This is a genomic window from Allobaileyella intestinalis (assembly GCF_009695865.1).
GTDB classification, from domain to species: Bacteria; Bacillota; Clostridia; order Peptostreptococcales; family Anaerovoracaceae; genus Allobaileyella; species Allobaileyella intestinalis.
The window spans coordinates 197663-215583 of sequence record NZ_VUNB01000001.1; the positions used below are offsets into that span (position 1 = coordinate 197663).

Consider the following 17921-nt stretch of genomic DNA (forward strand, 5'->3'; position numbering starts at 1 on the left):
TGCTCAGAACAGCCTGCGAGAGCAGTAGAAACTGCAAAAATCAAGATGAGTACTGCTCAGATGGGTGGGCAAGAGCAGTACTGATGTGGAGCTCTCGGGATAGTACTGCTCAGAACGGTCTGCTGGAGCAGTAGAAATTGCAAAAATCAAGAAGAGTACTGCTCAGGTGAGAGGTCATGAGCAGTACTGATGTGGAGTTCTCGGGATAGTACTGCTCAGAACAGCCTGCTGGAGCAGTAGAAATTGCAAAAATCAAGAAGAGTACTGTTCAGGTGAGAGGTCATGAGCAGTACTGATGTGGAGTTCTCAGGATAGTACTGCTCAGAGCGGTGAGCAAGAGCAGTACATAAAGACCGTTGCAGTACCCGCAGTCAGAATCGCTGCAATATCCCATAAATGTCACATGCTATTTCACTTTTTCACCGGAGTTTCCGTCCTCCGCCGGATTATGGGATTCACCAGACTCAGGACATTTTTCCTTCCCAGATATGACAGGGCAGTTGGCCATAAAACCGTTCATGTGACGGCAAAGGGCCGCATAACTTTCATTGCTCACATCGTGCTCCAGTTTACAGGCGTCCTCCTGGGCAGTTTCAGGGTTAACGCCCAGCATTTCAAGAAAGCGGGAAATGGTTTTGTGTCTGCCATATACCGAGTCAGCAATCTCCTTGCCTTCATCTGTGAGCTGGATCAGACCAATCTCATTCATAGTGATGTAATTCAGCTCTTTAAGCTTCCTTGTGGCATAAGTAACACTGGGCTTGGTAACACCCATGTGGTTGGCAATATCGACAGATCTAATATATCCATGCTCTTCCTGGAGCATGAGCATTGTTTCCAGATAATCTTCATAGGATTTTCTTACAGCCATTTTCTCCTCGATTCTTTGAATAAACAGCCAGAATGGCAGTAACATTAATCTAACAGTAATCAATTGAGTGAATAATACATAATATGGTACATATCCGTCAAGTAGCGTAGTAGCGTGTAACGATATAGACTGATATGCCGCTGCCGGTGTGTAATACAGTTAATGGAGTTGTCTTCAGAGCATAAAAAGGCTGGTACCACCTCCTGCAACTCATACACAACTCGTATAACAACTCATACAACAAAAGCGGGCCCCTAAGGCCCGCCTTCATATCACACCATAGTGTGGCTGACTACTTAAAATATCTGTCGTAAAGAGCCTTGAATGCCTTGCCGTGTCTGGCCTCATCTCTTGCCATCTCGTGAACTGTGTCATGGATAGCATCAAGGTTAGCAGCCTTTGCTCTCTTAGCCAGGTCTGTCTTTCCTGCAGTTGCGCCGTTCTCAGCCTCGATTCTCATCTCCAGGTTCTTCTTTGTGCTGTCTGTAAGAACCTCGCCCAGAAGCTCAGCAAATCTGGAAGCGTGATCAGCCTCTTCGTAAGCAGCCTTCTCATAATACAGGCCAACTTCAGGATATCCCTCTCTGAATGCAACTCTGGACATAGCCAGGTACATACCAACCTCGGAGCACTCTCCATTGAAGTTTGCTCTCAGATCCTCAAGAATATCTTCGCTTACACCCTGTGCAACGCCAAGAACGTGCTCAGCAGCCCATGTCATCTCCTCGCCCTGCTCAATGAACTTCTCTGCAGGAGCCTTGCATACAGGACACTGTTCAGGTGGCTGATCTCCCTCATGAACGTAACCACATACGGAACATACCCACTTAGCCATAATTTCACCTCTTGTCTTTCCGCTTTTTTAAAAGCATCTTTTGCTAAACCTGTAAAATCTAAGTTGCCGGAACCTGTTTCCGGCCGGCTGTTTTATATCAGCCAACTAGATTATAGACTAAATTTCTCTCAACTGCTTAAAGAACTGAAAATATTTTTCAATGTTCAATAGCGTGCAATTGATTGACTTAACTATACTCTCAGAGTGTAGATTAGTCAATAGAATCTATGAAAAAATTCTGATTATTTTGCCAAGTATTTGGAAAAAAGGTATAATTTTTCAAGTCAGATCACGGCCGGCAAGTGCCGGAGTCCATTTTTTTTAAGAAGAATGGGGAATATGGAGATATTATATGAAAATGGAACTGGTGGCAACATCTGCCTTCGGACTGGAGGCTGTTGTCAGAAGAGAACTGGAGGGACTTGGTCTGAAAGTCCTGAAAACTGAAGACGGACGAATCACCTATACAGGAGATGAAAGGGCAGTAGTCAGGTCAAACTTATGGCTCAGATCAGCTGACCGTGTATATATCAAATTAGCAGAATTCAGGGCAGAAACCTTTGAGGAGCTGTTTCAGCAGACAGGAGCTGTTCCGTGGGAACAGTTTATTCCACCTGATGGAGAGTTCCCCGTGGAAGGAACTTCAGTTAAGTCGAAGCTTCACAGTGTTCCGGCCTGTCAGAGCATAATCAAGAAGTCTGTGGCACGGCGGCTGGGAGAAGTTTATGCTTCTGCCAGGCTGCCGGAAACCGGATTGCTGTACAAAATCCGTTTTTCCATAATGAAAGACAGGGTGAAAATCCTCATGGATACATCTGGAACAGCTCTTCATAAGAGGGGATACAGAGTAGTTGATGTAGCAGCGCCTATGAAAGAGACCTTGGCTGCAGCTCTGGTGCAGCTCTGCTACTGGCGTGGGGATGACAGACTTCTGGTTGATACCTGCTGCGGATCAGGAACCATACTTATAGAAGCGGCCCTGTGGGCCAGAAACATTGCACCAGGTCTTAACAGGACTTTTGTTAGCCAGGACTGGGATATGATTCCCGCTGAAATCTGGAAGGAAGAAAAGTCAGCAGCCTTCGGTGCTATCAATTATGAAAAAAAGCTGAATATCCTGGGAATGGATATAAACGGCCGGGCGGTCCGGGCCGCCAGGGCCAACGCCGAAGAAGCAGGTGTTGATGAAGACATCACTTTTAGAAAAGCTGATATGACCGGATATATGCCGGAAGTGAGCAATGGAATCATCATCACCAACCCTCCTTATGGACGGCGAATCGGTGATGATGATGACATGCCTCAGATATACTCCCACCTGGCGCAGATCCTGGACAGGGATCCAAGCTGGTCTCTGTTTATGATTACAGCAGCAAAGGGAGTTGAAGATAAATATTTTTGCAGGAAGGCAGACCGCAGGAGGAAGCTGTACAACGGCCAGATAATGACTCAGTACTACCAGTTCCACGGCAGAAAGCCTCAATGATGAAAGGGGGAAAAATGGACTATAGCAGTGAATACAAAGAAAAACTCAGAACGCCTGAGGAAGCGGTAAAAGCGGTAAAAAGCGGTGACTGGATTGATTACAGCGCCAACTACGGTTTTCCAATCCTTCTGGACCAGGCTCTTGCAAAGCGCAAAGATGAACTGGAAGATGTAAAAATCAGAGGCCTTCTGAGCAATGGTCCGATTCATGTGGTAGAAGAGGATCCGGCCAGGGAGCATTTTACTTATAATGCATGGCACATGGTAAGTTATGAAAGAAAACTGTGTGACAAAGGACTGTGCAGTTTTATTCCAATGCTTTTCAGGAACCTGCCGGACTATTATGAGAGATATCTGACGGTAAACGTAGCAATGATGTCTGTGCCGCCAATGGACCGCCATGGATACTTTAATTTTTCCGTAAACAACGCATGCGCAAAGGCAGTGCTGGACAAAGCGGATATTGTGATTCTTGAGGTAAACGAACATCTCCCAAAAGTTCAGGGAATAGATAACAACATTCACATTTCAGATGTAGATATGATTGTTGAGGGCCATCATGAACCAATGCTGGAGATTCCACCGAGCATTCCGGGAGAGCTGGACAAAAAGATCGCATCGATGATAGTACCTAAGATCAGAAATGGTTCCACCATTCAGCTGGGAGTAGGTGCAATGCCTGATGCAATAGGCGGAATGATAGCGGAGTCCGACCTGAAGGATCTGGGAGTCCATTCTGAACTCCTGGTAAATTCCTTCTATGAGATGCACAGGGCCGGAAAGCTGAACAATTCAGGGAAGTCATTTCTTAAGGGCAAGTCGGTCTTCGGCCTGGGATATGGAGATCAGAGACTTTACGACTGGATGGATGAGAATCCGTCAATGTATACAGCCCCAATGTCTTTTGTAAACGACCCAAAGGTAATTGCAGAAATCGATAATTTCGTTTCAATCAACAGCTGTATTTCTGTGGATCTTTACGGGCAGATCAGTGCAGAGAGCGCAGGGCACAGGCAGATAAGCGGAACAGGAGGACAGCTGGATTTCCTTACAGGAGCTTTTGATAATCCATCTGCCCAGAGTTTTATTTGTATGACATCTACATTTACTGACAAAAAAGGCGTGGTTCATTCCCGCATAGTTCCAACTTTGCCGGGAGATATTGTGACGGATCCGAGAAGCCAGGCCAAGACTGTTGTCACTGAATATGGAATGGCAGATCTGGCCGGCCTTTCTGTATGGGAGAGGGCAGAAGCTCTTATTAACATTGCTCATCCTGATTTTCGTGAGTCCCTGATTGCCGGAGCAAAGGAGCTTAAGCTCTGGCGCAGATCAAATAAGATCGGATAAATATGAAAGAATATTATATTCTTCTGACCGTCAGGTTTGTGGCAGCTGTGGCTCTTGCGGTGATTCTTGGAAGTGGAAGCGTTGTTGCTTTTAACCACATGCCGGCGGCCTGGTTCAGGGATGACGGAAAGCTTCCTGAAGACATAGACCAGAGGCAGCGCATAACCAGCAGCCCGTGGAAATTTGTTTTTACAGGAGTCTTCGGAGTCTGCGGCCTGTACATGGCTGTCAGGGACACTCTGCAATATGAGCTGGCAGTGATTTTTGTTCTGTTCATTGTCCTTGAAATGGCTATTTCGGACTGGAAGTACATGGTGGTTCCGGACCAGCTGAGTTTTCTGCTGGCAGTATCGGCTGTAGGCTTTACAGGCATGAATAAACAGTGGTGGGACCCTCTGGCCGGAGCAGCTGCAGGAGGGGCCCTTGGACTGGGAATACTCCTTCTGGGACATCTTGTTTACAAGAAGGATGCCATAGGAGGAGCAGACATAAAGTTCCTGGGGGCAATGGGAATGGTTACAGGGCCTCAGGGAATACTGTGGGTATTCGTTCTCACCACATTGGTAACGGCAGTTCATGGCCTGTGGCTGGTGGCTTTCAGGAAGGTCAGCCTTAAGGAGCACAAGCCCATGATGCCTTATGCTTTTGTGGGATCAGCCATATACCTGGTTATATTGTGGGATATACTGGAGGAATTTCCAATATGATATATATAGGATGTCACCTTTCCGTAAGTGATGGTTTCAGGGCCATGGGTGACAGAATAAGAGACCTGGGAGGAGATACCTTTGCTTTCTTCACCAGAAATCCTCGTGGGGGAAGTGGAAAAGCCTGGGAACAGGAGGACCTGGAAGGCCTGATTTCCCTTGAGAAAGAAGGGAAAATCGGAAAACTGGTGGCTCACGCGCCATATACCATGAACATCTGCTCAGACAAGGAAAAGACCAGAGAGTTTGCTGAGATGTGTTTCAGTGAAGACCTTGGAAAAATGGAAAGACTTCCTGGAAATTATTTTAATTTCCACCCGGGAAATTTCCTGAAACAAGACAGAGACCAGTGCATGGAGAGGATTGCAGATGTTCTGAGCAGGTACATGAAACCTGATCAGACTACTACGGTGCTCCTTGAAACCATGGCAGGCAAGGGGACAGAGCTGGGAAGAACCTTCCGGGAACTGTCAGAGATAATCAACTATGTGGATCCTGCTGTAAGAAACAGGCTTGGAGTCTGTCTGGACACTTGCCATGTTTGGGACGGCGGATATGATATTGCCGGTGACCTTGATGGGGTGCTGGACGAATTCCAGGGAATCATAGGACTTGACCGGCTGAAGGCTGTTCACCTCAACGATTCCCTGAATGACCTGGGGGCACATAAAGACAGACACGCCCGCCTCGGTGAAGGAAAAATCGGACTGGAAACCCTGAAGGCCGTAGTCACTCATCCGGCCCTTCAGGATAAACCCTTCATACTTGAAACTCCAAATGATATGGACGGCTACAGAAGGGAGATAGCCCTGGTGAGGCAGTGGATGGTATAAACTGAAGTCATATGAGCTGCCGGCTCGCCAGCGTTGTTTCGCTGAAACACCCGGGAGACATACTGGAGTTTCGGAATTCGATAAAGATCAATGAAATACAAAGAAATTTTAAAAGGAAAATTCATCAGCAGGCCTAACAGATTCGTTGCCCACGTTGATATTGGCGGCGAGGACACCGTCGTGCATGTGAAAAATACAGGGCGGTGCAGGGAGCTGCTGGAGCCGGGAAATACGGTTATTCTCAGCCATTCGGACAATCCGGGAAGAAAGACGGCCTATGATCTTGTGGCAGTATACAGGAAGGACGGCAGGCTGATAAACATGGACAGCCAGGCACCAAACAAGGTGGTGGGAGAGTGGCTTCAGAGCCTTGGATGTTTTGAAATAATCAGGCCGGAATATACCATAGGTGATTCCCGGTTTGATTTTTATATGGAAAAAGGGGGTCAGCCCTACTTGCTGGAGGTAAAGGGATGCACGCTCATCAGAGGGAACGTGGGGTATTTTCCTGATGCGCCAACGGAGAGAGGTGTGAAGCATCTGCGGGAGCTGGCGGCTCTTACGGAAAAAGGTTTTCGCTGCAGTGTGGCTTTTGTGATCCAGACCAATGGGATCTCTGAGGTCAGGCCCAACAGGGATACACATCCGGAGTTCGGAATTGCTCTGGACGAAGCTGTGAAGGCAGGAGTGAAAAAACTGGACCTGCAGTGCCATGTTTCGGAAGATGGTTTTTGTATTAGTATTGATGCAAAGGAAGACCTTTTATATTAATATAATACCTATGATCTTGTAGTATTTTAAGTCTGATCACGTTTGAGTTCATTTGGACGGCAGCAGCTTTGACCAGAGAGCATGTTATTCAGGAAAGGAACAGATAAATGGCAATTCAGAGTAAAGAAGTTCTTACGGATGACGGAAGACAGTATCATATTCATGTGAAAAAAGGAGAAATCGGCAAGTACGTGATTCTGCCAGGAGATCCTTTCCGGACGGATATAATCGCTGAATATCTGGACAATCCGGTTCTTGTGGCTCATAACAGAGAACACAAAACCTGGACAGGAACTCTGGACGGAGAGAAGGTTTCAGTTACAAGTACCGGAATGGGCGGAGGTTCTGCAGCAATTGCAGTTGAGGAGCTGATTCACGCAGGAGCAGAGGTGCTGATTCGTGTGGGGACATGTGGCTCTATTTGCAAGGAAAGCTGGGACCCTAAATACGACGGTTGTGTTGTTACTGGAGCAGTACGACAGGAGGGTACTACATTGCACTATGTTCCTGTTGAATATCCAGCAATTCCGGACAGAGATGTTACAAGCGCCTTGTCTCAAGCTGTTGCTGAAAGAGGATATGATTTTACAGAGGGAATAGCTCAGTCTAAGGATTCTTTCTATGGTCAGCATGATCCTGAGAGCATGCCAAACAGCGACTACCTGGATTCACGGTGGAAGGCCTGGGAGAAGGCTGGAGTAATGGCCTCGGAAATGGAATGTGCGGCAGTGTTTGTCGTTTCCATGATAAGAGGCGCAAAGGCAGGAGCTGTGCTTGCGTACAGACAGATGAACGAGCATACGCTTAATGTCGTTATTGATGCAGTAAAGATACTTATTGAAAAAGACAGGGAGAACAGCAAGTAGGCAACTGGTAAAGGACTTTACAACCGCTTTAACCATTGAAAGATCAAGGCTGAAGCGGTTTTTGCTTGCTGGAATTCCTGCTGAAAGTACCTGCCGGGTACTATACATGATCTGATATAAATATTATGATAATTGTACCTGATTGTGACTTGCAATCTGGATCTTTACCAGAGGGATTACGATTATCCTCTGATTTCAAAGAAGGGAGAAGCCATGGGATCAGGAAGAAAAAGAATACATGGGGTGGTTACTGCATTAATGGCGATTATGCTGGTAGCGGGGGTTTTCGCCATGCCTCATAAAGTAAATGGGGATTCAATCAACTACACCACTGAGAATTACGATGTAAAAGTAAAGGTAAATAAGGATTATACATACGATTATACTGAAACCATAACTGTAAACTTTACGGATGCAAGCCACGGAATATACAGAGACATTCCAATGGACGGCAGTTACAGAATCAAAGACATCCGGGTGGAGGGAGCCAACTTTGACGTTAATAAGCAGGATGGACATAAAATAATCCGCATTGGTGATGCAGACAGATATGTTACCGGAAGGAAGACATATACCATTAAGTACACTCTGGCCAATATTGAAAGAAGCGGAAAGCCAGCGGATATTTATGCAGACGTTCTCCCTTCTGGCTGGAACACTCCCATAGACCATGCCTCTGTAACGATGTACCTTCCTTCAGACTTGAAGCTCAAGGGAGTGAAGGTGTACGCAGGAGGATATGGCAGCGACAGAGAACAGAAAGCTGACTGGAACTACGACAAGTATTACAACACTATAACTTTTGAAAAGAATAATATTCCCTCAAGGTCAGGAGTTACCTTCCTTGCAGGAATTCCCGATGGTTACTGGGTTGACGCTCTCAGCATAGACTGGGTGAACAAGCTGGCTATGGGGCTGGCAGCTCTGGGAATTGCCGTCATTCTGATACTTCGTCTCAAGGCAGGCAAAAGCCCGGAATTTGCCGAGACTGTGGAATTTTATCCACCTGAGGACATGAATCCTGTTCAGCTGGGATATGTTATAGATAATAATGTGGACACCAGGGACATAACCGCCATGTTTTTCTATATGGCCCACAAAGGCTATATTAAGATCAATCAGGTCTCTAAGAAAAAATTCATGTTCGAGAAGGTGGCAGACGTTCCGGCTGAAGAGGACAAAAGCACTCAGCGGCTTTTCCGGGGGCTGTTCACATCAAAGGCAGACCTGAAACCGGCAGGTTACAGTGTTACCATGGAAGAGGCCGGCGACAGACTGGGCAATGCCTATGAGACAATAAAAAGCCACGTAGAATCATATTATACTGGTGATAAAGCCCTGTTCACAAAGTCCTCGGAGAATGCAGCAATGCTGGGAAGCGGTTTGTTTTTCCTGATAACTGCAGCTGTATCCATTCTGTTTATGTACAGAAATACGGCGGCCTCTGATGGATTTATGCTTCTGGGAATGATTGGCTTGTTTGCAGCAGTTGTGCTTACAGGACTGATGCTGAAGTTCAGGAAAGTTTATGAATACCGGTTCAGCAGGAAAGGAGCCAAAACAGCATCAAAAATTGGAATCTGGGCAGTTGTATACTTAATTGCCTGCGCAGTTTTCATAGCAATAGCGGGAAACAACGCTGAAACAGGTCTGGACCGTATAACAAACTGGTTTATCTTTGCCTTCCTGATTGTTTATCCAGTTTGTATAATGGGAATGAAGACCAGGACAAAGTGGAGCGCCAAGACCATGGCCCAGATCCTGGGATTCAGGAACTTCATAAAATCCGCCGAACTGCCGAAGCTCAATGCTCTGGTAGAAGAAGACCCGGATTATTTTTACAATATTCTGCCATATGCCTATGTAATGGGACTTACTAATGTGTGGGCAAAGAAGTTCGAACAGATCAAAATCAACAGACCGGAATGGTTTACTTCTTATGATGTGACCACATTTGCGGTAATGGATGCCATGAGAATGAACCACCTTATGGACACTATGTACAGATCTGCAGCTGCCACCATTGTTACTTCCAGCGATAAAGGAGGCGGAGGCTGGGGATCCTTTGGCGGAGGCGGAGGATTTTCCGGCGGAGGCTTCTCTGGCGGCGGATCCGGCGGCGGCGGTGGCGGCGCCTGGTAACACCCTTCATAATGGCAATAAATTAATCATAGGAAATATCTGTATTAAGTTATGAGAAAGGAGCACCTATGAACATAACACTGATTATAATTATTGCGGTTATCCTGCTTCTGGTGATCATGATAATCACCATGTACAACGGTTTCGTAAAAGCAGGAAACGACTGCGAAGAAGCTTTTTCAACAATGGATGTTTATCTGAAGAAGAGATTTGATCTCATTCCTAACCTTGTTGAGACCGTAAAAGGATATGCAGCCCACGAGAAAGAAACTCTCAGCGCTGTAGTTGCCGCCAGATCTGCTGTCAGCAGCTCGTCAACAACGGAAGAAAAGCTGGCCAACGAAAACGTCCTGTCAGGAACCCTCCGTTCCTTGTTTGCAGTGGCAGAAGCATATCCGGATCTGAAAGCCAACACCAATTTCCAGGAACTGATGGCTCAGCTGAAGAAGGTGGAAGAGGACATTGCCAACTCAAGAAAGTACTACAACGCAGTTGTAAAGAAGTACAACATCAAGGTTCAGGCCTTCCCTACAAACATAATTGCTGCAATGTTCCACTATGAGAAAAAGCCTATGTTCGAAACGGACCAGACCAGCAGAGAGAACGTAAAGGTCAGCTTCGGCGCATAGACTTATTACAGACAAGAGAATACAGACAAGTAAAAAAGTGACTGTCCAGTGTGAGCCTGCCCGGAAATTCCGGGGGCAGGCTGAGGGACAGTCACTTTTTCTTTATTGCAGCATTGCGGCAGCAGCTCTGGCTGCTGAGGCTGCATCAACTGTGTATCGGTCAGCTCCAATCTCATCACAATATTCCTGAGTGGTAGGAGCCCCTCCAATCATTACCTTCACATGATCCATATCAGGACTTTTCCTTACAAGATCCACCACTTTTCTCATTTCGTCCATTGTAGTGGTCAGCATTGCAGAACAACAGATCAGCTGGGCGTTGTTTTCTCTGGCCGATTCCACAAACTCCTCTGCAGATACATCTGTTCCCAGATCTACAACGTGAATGCCCTGACCTTCCAGCATGATCTTCACCAGGTTTTTGCCAATGTCGTGAAGATCTCCCTTTACGGTGCCTATTACCGCAGTGCCCAGAGAATTGTCAGAAGGACCTGCAGTGAGAAGAGGCTTCAGAATATCCGTAGCAGCATTCATGCACTGGGCAGCCATCAGCATTTCAGGTACAAAAACCTTTCCTGCTGTGAAATCTTCTCCCACAAGGGTCATTCCGGAAATCAGTCCCCTTGAAAGAATAGTATCTGCAGGCAGTTCGTTTTCAAGGGCCTTCCTGGTAAGATCAGTTACCCTGGATTTTTTCCCGTCCTGGAGAGCCATAGAAATGGCAGACAGAAGTTCCTCAGGTTTTCCTGAAAAATCCTCCCCAGACTGGAGGCTGCTTTCAGTATTGCCAATTGCTGCACCGGCCTCACCCTGACCGCCGGATGCTGCATCATTGGGCTTCTGCCTCTTTACAGAGGCTTCCTGTAAGTAGTGGGGCAGGTGGAGTTTGTTGTTGTATTCATCTATGGTTCTATCTATTACCGGATCCACGTGATGGAATACAGCTCCTGCCAGGCCGTAGGTGATACAAGGAATAAAGTGGCCAAGAGGGCAGCACTCTTCAAGAACAGAGGAAACATACTTGTGAATCTCCTCTTCTGTGGAGTCTTCCCTGTCAACAGCCGCACCAATTCCGCCCATCAGCACCATTTTTCCATTAAGACGGCGCAGCTGCTCTGGAATATTGTTCTCCGGCAGTGCTCCCTGCCACACCTGGATTCCTATTTCCGCCATATCGTCAAGAATGGGAACCAAGTAAGAGTCGGCGTGATGTATGGTAATCACTCCTCTCGAACGAATGTATCCGTAAAACTGACGGTACGGTTCTTTGAAAAATTTCCTCCACATTTCAGGCTTGAAGAACAGCGCATCCTTAGTGCCCCAGTCATCGTGGGATAGTATGGCGTCGGGATGGAGGTTGTCAATCAGGATTTCTGCCTGTTTCAGCCGGTACTGGAGAATGTAGTCTATCAGCTGGTGCATCTCATCCGGATACTCATAGAGATAGGTGAGAGAATCGGTGAATGGTATGAGAAAATGGCATTGCTCGAAAATGCCTGTTCCCATGAAGGCTGTAAGGAGCCTGTTCCCATGGGGGTCTATGGCTGCAGCTTTCTGGCGGCATTTTTCCCAGTCGCCGTTTATGCATTCATCCAGGTCTGGTGCCACAGCATAGTCTCTCCAGTGGGTGATGTCTTTAATTACCTTTGTTTCATCTGTGACGAAAGGAATGGTGCCGGGAGCGTCTTCTGGAAAATCAATTAATGTGCCCCAGCGGTCCTTTGTCATCTTTCCACGCACCCTGTTTCCGTGAAGATATGCGTTTACTGGGTCGTAGAGGACGACGTTCAGGGCTTCGTACTGTTTAAGTGCCCGTTCCGGCCGTCCGTCCTTCTTCAGGAGTTCAATGAAAATATCCTTTGGCTTCATAGTCCCTTACCTTTCTTTATCTTTTCTCTAGTGAAGTGAAAAATGTCTTCCCGGTTATATGGCCCTGCTTTATTTGTCCCCGTAAGCAGTAACCTTCAGATCAGAACACAGGATGTATATGTTATGGTTTGCTCACCGTAGTTATACTTCATTCCAGAATCCCGGCAGACATCGTTGATAACAAGACCGCAGGCCTCCATTGAAGGAAAGGCTCTGTCCGGGAACCGGCATGGCTTGTCAGGATAAGTGCATTTCTGGCAGATGGTACAGGATCCGGCTGACATAGGCATGGATTCTGGAAAAATAATTCTGGCCTGTCGGGACAGAACGGCAAAGCGGTCTTTGTGCTTCTTCTCTGCGGCCAGCATGGTTTTAACTTCAAAATCGTTTTTCAATTTTTCCGTGGTCTGCACCAGTATTCCACCAGTAAATTTTGAAATTTTCTGCTGGAGATACTCCAGGGACCCGCATCCCGGAGGACAGGTCCAGCAGTGGCCGTATCTCCTGCATGTGCCTGATGCGCACATGTCCCTGACCTCAGGCCTCAGAACCAGGGCATCGGTATTCAGTATTCCAGTATGCTCGAAACCTGCCTGCTGGGCCAGTTCAAGCAATCTGTCCTCTCTCACAGCAGCCCCCTTCCCTGATCTCATGGGCAAAACATCAGTAAAATAGCAGATACAACATTAAAATATTAGTTGAAATTGAACGATAAATATGTTGCAATTATACAATAATATATATAATAATTGTTTGAATTACACGAATTAGTTCGATTATATGAGAGGGAAAATTCTATGTCAAGGGTGCAGATTATTCAAGGGAAAAAGGCAGTTTCAGTTGATGGAAGGCCTGGAGATAACATGCTTGATTTCCTGCGCCAGAAAGGGTTTTTCGTAAATGCTCCCTGCGGAGGAAATGGGACCTGCAAAAAATGCAAGGTGAAAGTGCAGGTCGAATCAGCAGGATCAGAAGTATCAGAAGAGTTGAAAACTGTTTTGGCCTGCCAGACTCCTGTTCCTGATCAGGACTGCCGGATCCAGATTCCTGATTACAGCGGCCCATCCATGGAAATTGAAACCGGATTTTTTTCTGAAAGAGACAGAGCTTCTGCTTCTGTTAAGGAAGGCATATCCAGTGGATCTCTGTACGGAGCAGCTGTAGATCTTGGAACTACCACCGTTGTTGCAAAACTGTGCCGCCTTTCAGACGGGAAAGAGGCTGGTATCAGAAGCGGATGGAACAGGCAGGCCAGGTATGGAGCAGATGTTATTTCAAGAGTTAAATACATAATGGAAAACCAGGGTGGACTGGAGGAACTTTGCCTCTGCGCCAGAAGCCAGATCTTTTCCATGATCCGGGAGATGTGCCGGGAACAGGGAATAGAGGAAAACAAGGTGGTAAGACTTAGCCTGGCTGGAAACACAATAATGCAGCACATCTTCGCAGGACGGTCCCCTGTCTCCATAGCCGCAGCCCCCTTTAAACCGGAAACATTTTTCCTGGAAAATGAACCTGAGAAGGAAGAAGACCTTTCCTTCAGACTGGAGGGTGAAGGAAGATGGCCTGGACTGGAAATCTTCTATGCCCCTTGCGCAGCCGGATATGTAGGTGGAGATATTATTGCGGGACTAGGTGCTGCCTGCCAGTGGAATGGTTCTGGAAAATACATTTATCTTGATGTGGGAACTAACGGCGAGATGGTTCTGGGAAGCAGGAACGGGCTGATCTGCTGTTCAGTGGCGTCGGGGCCGGCTTTCGAAGGTGCTGAAATTTCCTGCGGAATGGCGGGATTGCCAGGAGCAGTAAGCGGCGTTAAGATTGCAGAGGATGGAAAAAGCCTTGTTCTTGAAACTGTAGGTGATGAAGAGGCAAAGGGGATTTGCGGCTCAGGGCTTATCGACTTGCTGGCTGTTCTGGTAAAAACCGGAGAAGTAAACCGGGGAGGACGGCTCCTTCCACCTGAAGATGCAAGAGAAGGGGGAGTGCCTGATTTCATTGTGAATCTCCTGGAGGAAGATGAGAACGGAAATGGCAGGCTGTGGCTCACGGAAGATCACCAGGTATGGATTACAGCAGATGATATAAGAAAACTTCAGCTGGCAAAGGCCGCAGTAATGGCGGGAATAAGGGTTATGATGAGGCTGGCCGGAACCAGGGACAAAGACATTGAGAAGCTGTACATAGCAGGAGGCTTTGGCCGCCATCTGGATCCGGACTCGGCAGCTGCCATCGGCATGATACCTGAGAGGCTGAAGGGTAAAATAGTATACGTAGGTAATGGCTCTCTGGCAGGGGCTGCAGAGGCACTGGAGTCCCGGGAATTCCGGGAGGAAATGGTGTCGATTCAGAAAAGATGCCACTATCTGGAACTGTCAGGAAATAAAATTTTTAACGATGAATATTTGAAGCAGATGGCTTTCATGGAGGGATAGAGATGGAAATATACAGTCCTTTTATTCTGGACGGCGCCACAGGAACGGAACTTCAGAACCGTGGTTACAATGGAAAAGAATGTACGGAGAAGTGGGTGCTTGAACATCCTGAGGTAGTAAAGAAGATGGAGCGTGAATACATAGAAGCAGGAAGTCAGATTATCTACGCTCCGACTTTTGGTGCTAACAGGGTTAAGATGGAGGAAAACGGAATATTCAACGAGGTTACAGAGTATAACCATAGGCTGGTGGAAATTGCAAAGGAGGCAGCAGGAGATAGTGCTCTTGTTGCCGGCGACATTTCTCCTCTTGGAAAATTCCTTTTTCCTCTGGGCGACATGTCCTTCGAAGAAATGGTGGACGTGTACAAAGAACAGGTAAAGGCACAGGAGGAAGCAGGGGTTGACCTCTTTGTGATCGAAACGGTAATGACGGTGCCAGAAGCCAGGGCTGCACTGCTGGCCGTAAAGGAAGTGAGCGAAAAGCCGGTTCTTGTATGCTTTACTTGTGATGAAACGGGTCAGACCCTCATGGGATCGGACGTAACCGCCCTGGTTACCATATTCCAGGGAATGGGCGCTGACGCTTTCGGCCTTAACTGCTCTGTAGGACCTGACAAGCTGGTGGACCAGTTCAGGAGAATGAGACCTTATGCGGCGGTGCCTCTGATAGCGAAGCCAAATGCAGGAATGCCTCAGATTGTTGATGGGAAGACTGTGTATGATTGTCCTCCTGAGGAGTTTACCGCATATCTGGGAGACCTGGCAGGAGCAGGAGTTGCCTATTTCGGAGGCTGCTGCGGCACGGGACCAGATCACATAAGGATGATCAAAGAGAAAAGCGGATCTTTAAGGCCCGCAAAACCACAGCCATGGGCCTTAAGTGGAAAACTGCCTCTGGCCACAGAGAAAAGAGTTTTCCCTCTTGATCCACAGGTGAGTCCGGGAAAGGTTCTGGCTGCAGGGTCTGACCTTTCCGATGCCCTGGATGAAGAGCTGGATATTGATTATCCCGTAGTGACCATAGCCGTCAATACTCTGGAAGAAGCTGAAAATCTGGCAGATTGCCAGATGAATATCACAAAACCACTGTGCCTGGTTTCAGATAATCCGGAGGCTCTGGAAAGTGCCCTGAGAATATATCAGGGAAGGGCCATGTACGATGGAAGCCTGGGAGAGGAAATTCTTAAACCTCTGGCAGACAAGTACGGCCTGGTATATTAGTAGATATTTAATAGCACAAGAAAAGAGCTGCTTTCATCTATCCAGTGGATAAATGAAGGCGGCTCTGATTTTATTTCTGATAATCTTGCGTATAAGGTTGTGCAGGTATTACTCAGTAAATCTCTTCTGGAAGTTTCCAAGAACGGTTACGCTTTCATCCAGAACCACAAAGGCGTCCGGGTCGATTCTTTCCACGATTTCCTGAAGATGGTGAGCCTCATACTTTGAGATTACCGTTACAAGAATGTGGGAATCTTCGTTGGTGTATGCCCCTTCTCCCTCCCAGACGGTTACTCCCCTCCGGAGTTCGGTCATAATAGCGTGAGCCAGCCCGCTTTTTTTCGTAAAAATCATTGCCTGAATCTTAATATTCTGGACGTGAACCCGGTTTACAGCCATTCCTGTAACAACTGCGAAAACGATGGAATACAGTACGGTGGTAATGTCATACATAAACAGGCAGAATGTATATACACAGACGCTGATTATTATTCCGACAGTGCCTACCTTGAAATTAGGATGGGTCTTAGCCAGGCACACTCCAAGAAGATCCTGTCCGCCCTGAGAACTGCCGGCTCTGAGAACCATTCCTGCTCCAACTCCGGAACCAAGGCCTCCGAAAAATGCAGCCAGCATTCTGTCTTCTATTAAAGGCTTAACCGGAATTGGAATAATGGACAGGCATACTGATGCCATTCCAATGGAAAAAAGGGTGGTGAGGCAGAACTTCTTTCCCATGATTTTGTAGGCGTAAAGGAAGAAGGGCACATTAATCAGAAAATAGATTACTCCGAAGATGTCGAAATCTTTCGGTACCGGAAGGCCTATGATGTGAATAAAAACAGTTCTTATAAGCTGGGCGATACCAGTAAATCCTCCGCTGTAAAGGTGAAGGGGCATTATTGCCAGGTTGTTGCCTGCTGCGTAAATAAGATTCCCGAATATTGTAAGCAGCAGTTTCTCCGTTGTTCTCTTGTTCTGTAAAATTTGGCTCATGATTGTTCGCAACCTTTCAAAAAAATCAAGACGGTACTGACCACCCCCCTCATGCTTAAGGTCAGGCTGAAGCCAGGGAGAAAAGCACCTCTTCGATAATACCACATAAGGGGGCCTTTCATTAGCTTCTGGAGAAAAAAATAACACCATTTCCCTCCACCTCCCGTGAAAAAACTTTCCAAAAATCCAATTCAATTAATAGATATTTTTGATAAATCAGTCACAACATGTTGTGGCTTTTTTTGCTCTGGCAAAAATGTGAAAAAAAATATTTTTGTAAAAGTGGAGTGAAAGTGGTGTAAAAGAGGCGGCTGTGGAGTAATTGCGTTGAAATGTGGTGTTTAGTGGTTTAAAATGGTGGAACAAAACTGTAGTCAGTGTGGAAAGGTGTCTCTTCATAGGATCCTTTGATTGTCTCGGGAGGAAAAATGTTCACAGGAACATATGAAAACTCAATAGACGGAAAGAATCGTATGATCGTCCCGGCTAAGTACAGAAACCAGCTGGGAGGCACTTGTATGCTGGCGGCAGGATTCGATAAATGTCTTTACATCTATTCTATGGAGGATTGGGAAATTCTGGTTGAGAAGATCAGCAAACTCAGACAAACCGACAGAGACGTGAGACGGTTTATCAGGCAGTTCTTCTCAAATGCAGAGGAATGTAATCTGGATTCCCAGGGCCGGATCCATATTCCACAGAATCTTATTCGGTATGCAGGGATCAACAAGGATCTGATAACTCTCGGAGCCCTGGACAAGATCGAAGTCTGGAGCAGAGAAGTCTATCACGATCCGGAAGACGAGAACCTCATGGATAACGAGGATTTTGTCAGAAAGTTGGAATCTTACGACCTGTAATCATGGATTTTTCCATTGGTACGGCAGTGAGCAGATTGTGTGGAGGTGC

The 17921-nt window shown here is 46.8% G+C and carries 16 protein-coding genes; 11 read left to right on the forward strand and 5 right to left on the reverse strand.

From position 1 onward, the window contains the following. Positions 1 to 406: 406 nt before the first annotated feature. Positions 407 to 871: a metal-dependent transcriptional regulator gene (locus FYJ66_RS00880; protein ID WP_154571640.1), complete on the reverse strand. Its 465-nt coding sequence runs from the start codon at positions 869 to 871 to the stop codon at positions 407 to 409. A gap of 292 nt (positions 872 to 1163) precedes the next feature. After that, positions 1164 to 1706, reverse strand: a complete 543-nt coding sequence (locus FYJ66_RS00885; RefSeq protein WP_154571641.1) for an NADH peroxidase — start codon at positions 1704 to 1706, stop codon at positions 1164 to 1166. A gap of 352 nt (positions 1707 to 2058) precedes the next feature. On the opposite strand from FYJ66_RS00885, the gene FYJ66_RS00890 reads away from it, so the two are divergent. The 8 genes from FYJ66_RS00890 (at position 2059) to FYJ66_RS00925 (ending at position 10489) form a co-directional block, all read left to right on the forward strand. Next, on the forward strand, positions 2059 to 3192 hold the full coding sequence (locus FYJ66_RS00890; RefSeq protein WP_154571642.1) for a THUMP domain-containing class I SAM-dependent RNA methyltransferase: 1134 nt from the start codon (positions 2059 to 2061) through the stop codon (positions 3190 to 3192). 14 nt (positions 3193 to 3206) lie between these two features. Further along, positions 3207 to 4541 (forward strand): acetyl-CoA hydrolase/transferase family protein, encoded by a 1335-nt coding sequence (locus FYJ66_RS00895; protein ID WP_154571643.1) that lies wholly within the window; start codon positions 3207 to 3209, stop codon positions 4539 to 4541. 2 nt (positions 4542 to 4543) lie between these two features. Beyond that, positions 4544 to 5248: a prepilin peptidase gene (locus tag FYJ66_RS00900; RefSeq protein ID WP_154571644.1), complete on the forward strand. Its 705-nt coding sequence runs from the start codon at positions 4544 to 4546 to the stop codon at positions 5246 to 5248. Beyond that, entirely contained in the window at positions 5245 to 6081 is an 837-nt protein-coding gene (locus FYJ66_RS00905; RefSeq protein ID WP_154571645.1) for a deoxyribonuclease IV, read from the forward strand. Before FYJ66_RS00900 ends, FYJ66_RS00905 begins: the two co-directional genes overlap by 4 nt. A gap of 90 nt (positions 6082 to 6171) precedes the next feature. Beyond that, complete coding sequence (gene sfsA / locus FYJ66_RS00910; protein ID WP_154571646.1) at positions 6172 to 6852, forward strand: DNA/RNA nuclease SfsA; 681 nt, start codon at positions 6172 to 6174, stop codon at positions 6850 to 6852. Positions 6853 to 6959: 107 nt separating this feature from the next. Beyond that, positions 6960 to 7718 (forward strand): nucleoside phosphorylase, encoded by a 759-nt coding sequence (locus tag FYJ66_RS00915; protein WP_154571647.1) that lies wholly within the window; start codon positions 6960 to 6962, stop codon positions 7716 to 7718. Between the two features lie 213 nt (positions 7719 to 7931). Further along, positions 7932 to 9860 carry a DUF2207 domain-containing protein gene (locus FYJ66_RS00920; protein ID WP_154571648.1) on the forward strand — a complete coding sequence of 643 codons (1929 nt, stop codon included), beginning with the start codon at positions 7932 to 7934 and terminating at the stop codon, positions 9858 to 9860. A gap of 68 nt (positions 9861 to 9928) precedes the next feature. Continuing rightward, complete coding sequence (locus tag FYJ66_RS00925) at positions 9929 to 10489, forward strand: LemA family protein (protein WP_154571649.1); 561 nt, start codon at positions 9929 to 9931, stop codon at positions 10487 to 10489. A gap of 102 nt (positions 10490 to 10591) precedes the next feature. Here FYJ66_RS00925 and FYJ66_RS09380 read toward each other — a convergent pair whose 3' ends face one another. Both FYJ66_RS09380 and FYJ66_RS00940 read right to left on the reverse strand, forming a co-directional pair. After that, the gene (locus tag FYJ66_RS09380) at positions 10592 to 12358 is read right to left on the reverse strand and encodes a cobalamin-dependent protein (protein ID WP_338071066.1); all 1767 of its coding nucleotides are present in this window, start codon (positions 12356 to 12358) and stop codon (positions 10592 to 10594) included. 95 nt (positions 12359 to 12453) lie between these two features. Beyond that, complete coding sequence (locus FYJ66_RS00940; RefSeq protein ID WP_206156939.1) at positions 12454 to 12987, reverse strand: DUF2284 domain-containing protein; 534 nt, start codon at positions 12985 to 12987, stop codon at positions 12454 to 12456. Between the two features lie 168 nt (positions 12988 to 13155). On the opposite strand from FYJ66_RS00940, the gene FYJ66_RS00945 reads away from it, so the two are divergent. Together FYJ66_RS00945 and FYJ66_RS00950 are read left to right on the forward strand one after the other, a co-directional pair. Next, positions 13156 to 14793: an ASKHA domain-containing protein gene (locus tag FYJ66_RS00945; protein WP_154571651.1), complete on the forward strand. Its 1638-nt coding sequence runs from the start codon at positions 13156 to 13158 to the stop codon at positions 14791 to 14793. Positions 14794 to 14795: 2 nt separating this feature from the next. Next, positions 14796 to 16016: a homocysteine S-methyltransferase family protein gene (locus FYJ66_RS00950; protein ID WP_154571652.1), complete on the forward strand. Its 1221-nt coding sequence runs from the start codon at positions 14796 to 14798 to the stop codon at positions 16014 to 16016. A gap of 108 nt (positions 16017 to 16124) precedes the next feature. Here FYJ66_RS00950 and FYJ66_RS00955 read toward each other — a convergent pair whose 3' ends face one another. Beyond that, positions 16125 to 17012, reverse strand: a complete 888-nt coding sequence (locus FYJ66_RS00955) for a YitT family protein (protein WP_206156940.1) — start codon at positions 17010 to 17012, stop codon at positions 16125 to 16127. Positions 17013 to 17440: 428 nt separating this feature from the next. Between FYJ66_RS00955 and mraZ the strand changes: the two genes are divergently transcribed. Then, entirely contained in the window at positions 17441 to 17872 is a 432-nt protein-coding gene (mraZ, locus tag FYJ66_RS00960) for a division/cell wall cluster transcriptional repressor MraZ (RefSeq protein WP_154571654.1), read from the forward strand. Positions 17873 to 17921 lie beyond the last annotated feature (49 nt).

What these genes read in the sequence shown, in the direction of transcription:
- FYJ66_RS00880 (WP_154571640.1), bottom strand. Translation starts at nt 871, where the DNA reads ATGGCTGTAAGAAAATCCTATGAAGATTATCTGGAAACAATGCTCATG.
- FYJ66_RS00885 (WP_154571641.1), bottom strand. Translation starts at nt 1,706, where the DNA reads ATGGCTAAGTGGGTATGTTCCGTATGTGGTTACGTTCATGAGGGAGAT.
- FYJ66_RS00890 (WP_154571642.1), top strand. Translation starts at nt 2,059, where the DNA reads ATGAAAATGGAACTGGTGGCAACATCTGCCTTCGGACTGGAGGCTGTT.
- FYJ66_RS00895 (WP_154571643.1), top strand. Translation starts at nt 3,207, where the DNA reads ATGGACTATAGCAGTGAATACAAAGAAAAACTCAGAACGCCTGAGGAA.
- FYJ66_RS00900 (WP_154571644.1), top strand. Translation starts at nt 4,544, where the DNA reads ATGAAAGAATATTATATTCTTCTGACCGTCAGGTTTGTGGCAGCTGTG.
- FYJ66_RS00905 (WP_154571645.1), top strand. Translation starts at nt 5,245, where the DNA reads ATGATATATATAGGATGTCACCTTTCCGTAAGTGATGGTTTCAGGGCC.
- sfsA (WP_154571646.1), top strand. Translation starts at nt 6,172, where the DNA reads ATGAAATACAAAGAAATTTTAAAAGGAAAATTCATCAGCAGGCCTAAC.
- FYJ66_RS00915 (WP_154571647.1), top strand. Translation starts at nt 6,960, where the DNA reads ATGGCAATTCAGAGTAAAGAAGTTCTTACGGATGACGGAAGACAGTAT.
- FYJ66_RS00920 (WP_154571648.1), top strand. Translation starts at nt 7,932, where the DNA reads ATGGGATCAGGAAGAAAAAGAATACATGGGGTGGTTACTGCATTAATG.
- FYJ66_RS00925 (WP_154571649.1), top strand. Translation starts at nt 9,929, where the DNA reads ATGAACATAACACTGATTATAATTATTGCGGTTATCCTGCTTCTGGTG.
- FYJ66_RS09380 (WP_338071066.1), bottom strand. Translation starts at nt 12,358, where the DNA reads ATGAAGCCAAAGGATATTTTCATTGAACTCCTGAAGAAGGACGGACGG.
- FYJ66_RS00945 (WP_154571651.1), top strand. Translation starts at nt 13,156, where the DNA reads ATGTCAAGGGTGCAGATTATTCAAGGGAAAAAGGCAGTTTCAGTTGAT.
- FYJ66_RS00950 (WP_154571652.1), top strand. Translation starts at nt 14,796, where the DNA reads ATGGAAATATACAGTCCTTTTATTCTGGACGGCGCCACAGGAACGGAA.
- FYJ66_RS00955 (WP_206156940.1), bottom strand. Translation starts at nt 17,012, where the DNA reads ATGAGCCAAATTTTACAGAACAAGAGAACAACGGAGAAACTGCTGCTT.
- mraZ (WP_154571654.1), top strand. Translation starts at nt 17,441, where the DNA reads ATGTTCACAGGAACATATGAAAACTCAATAGACGGAAAGAATCGTATG.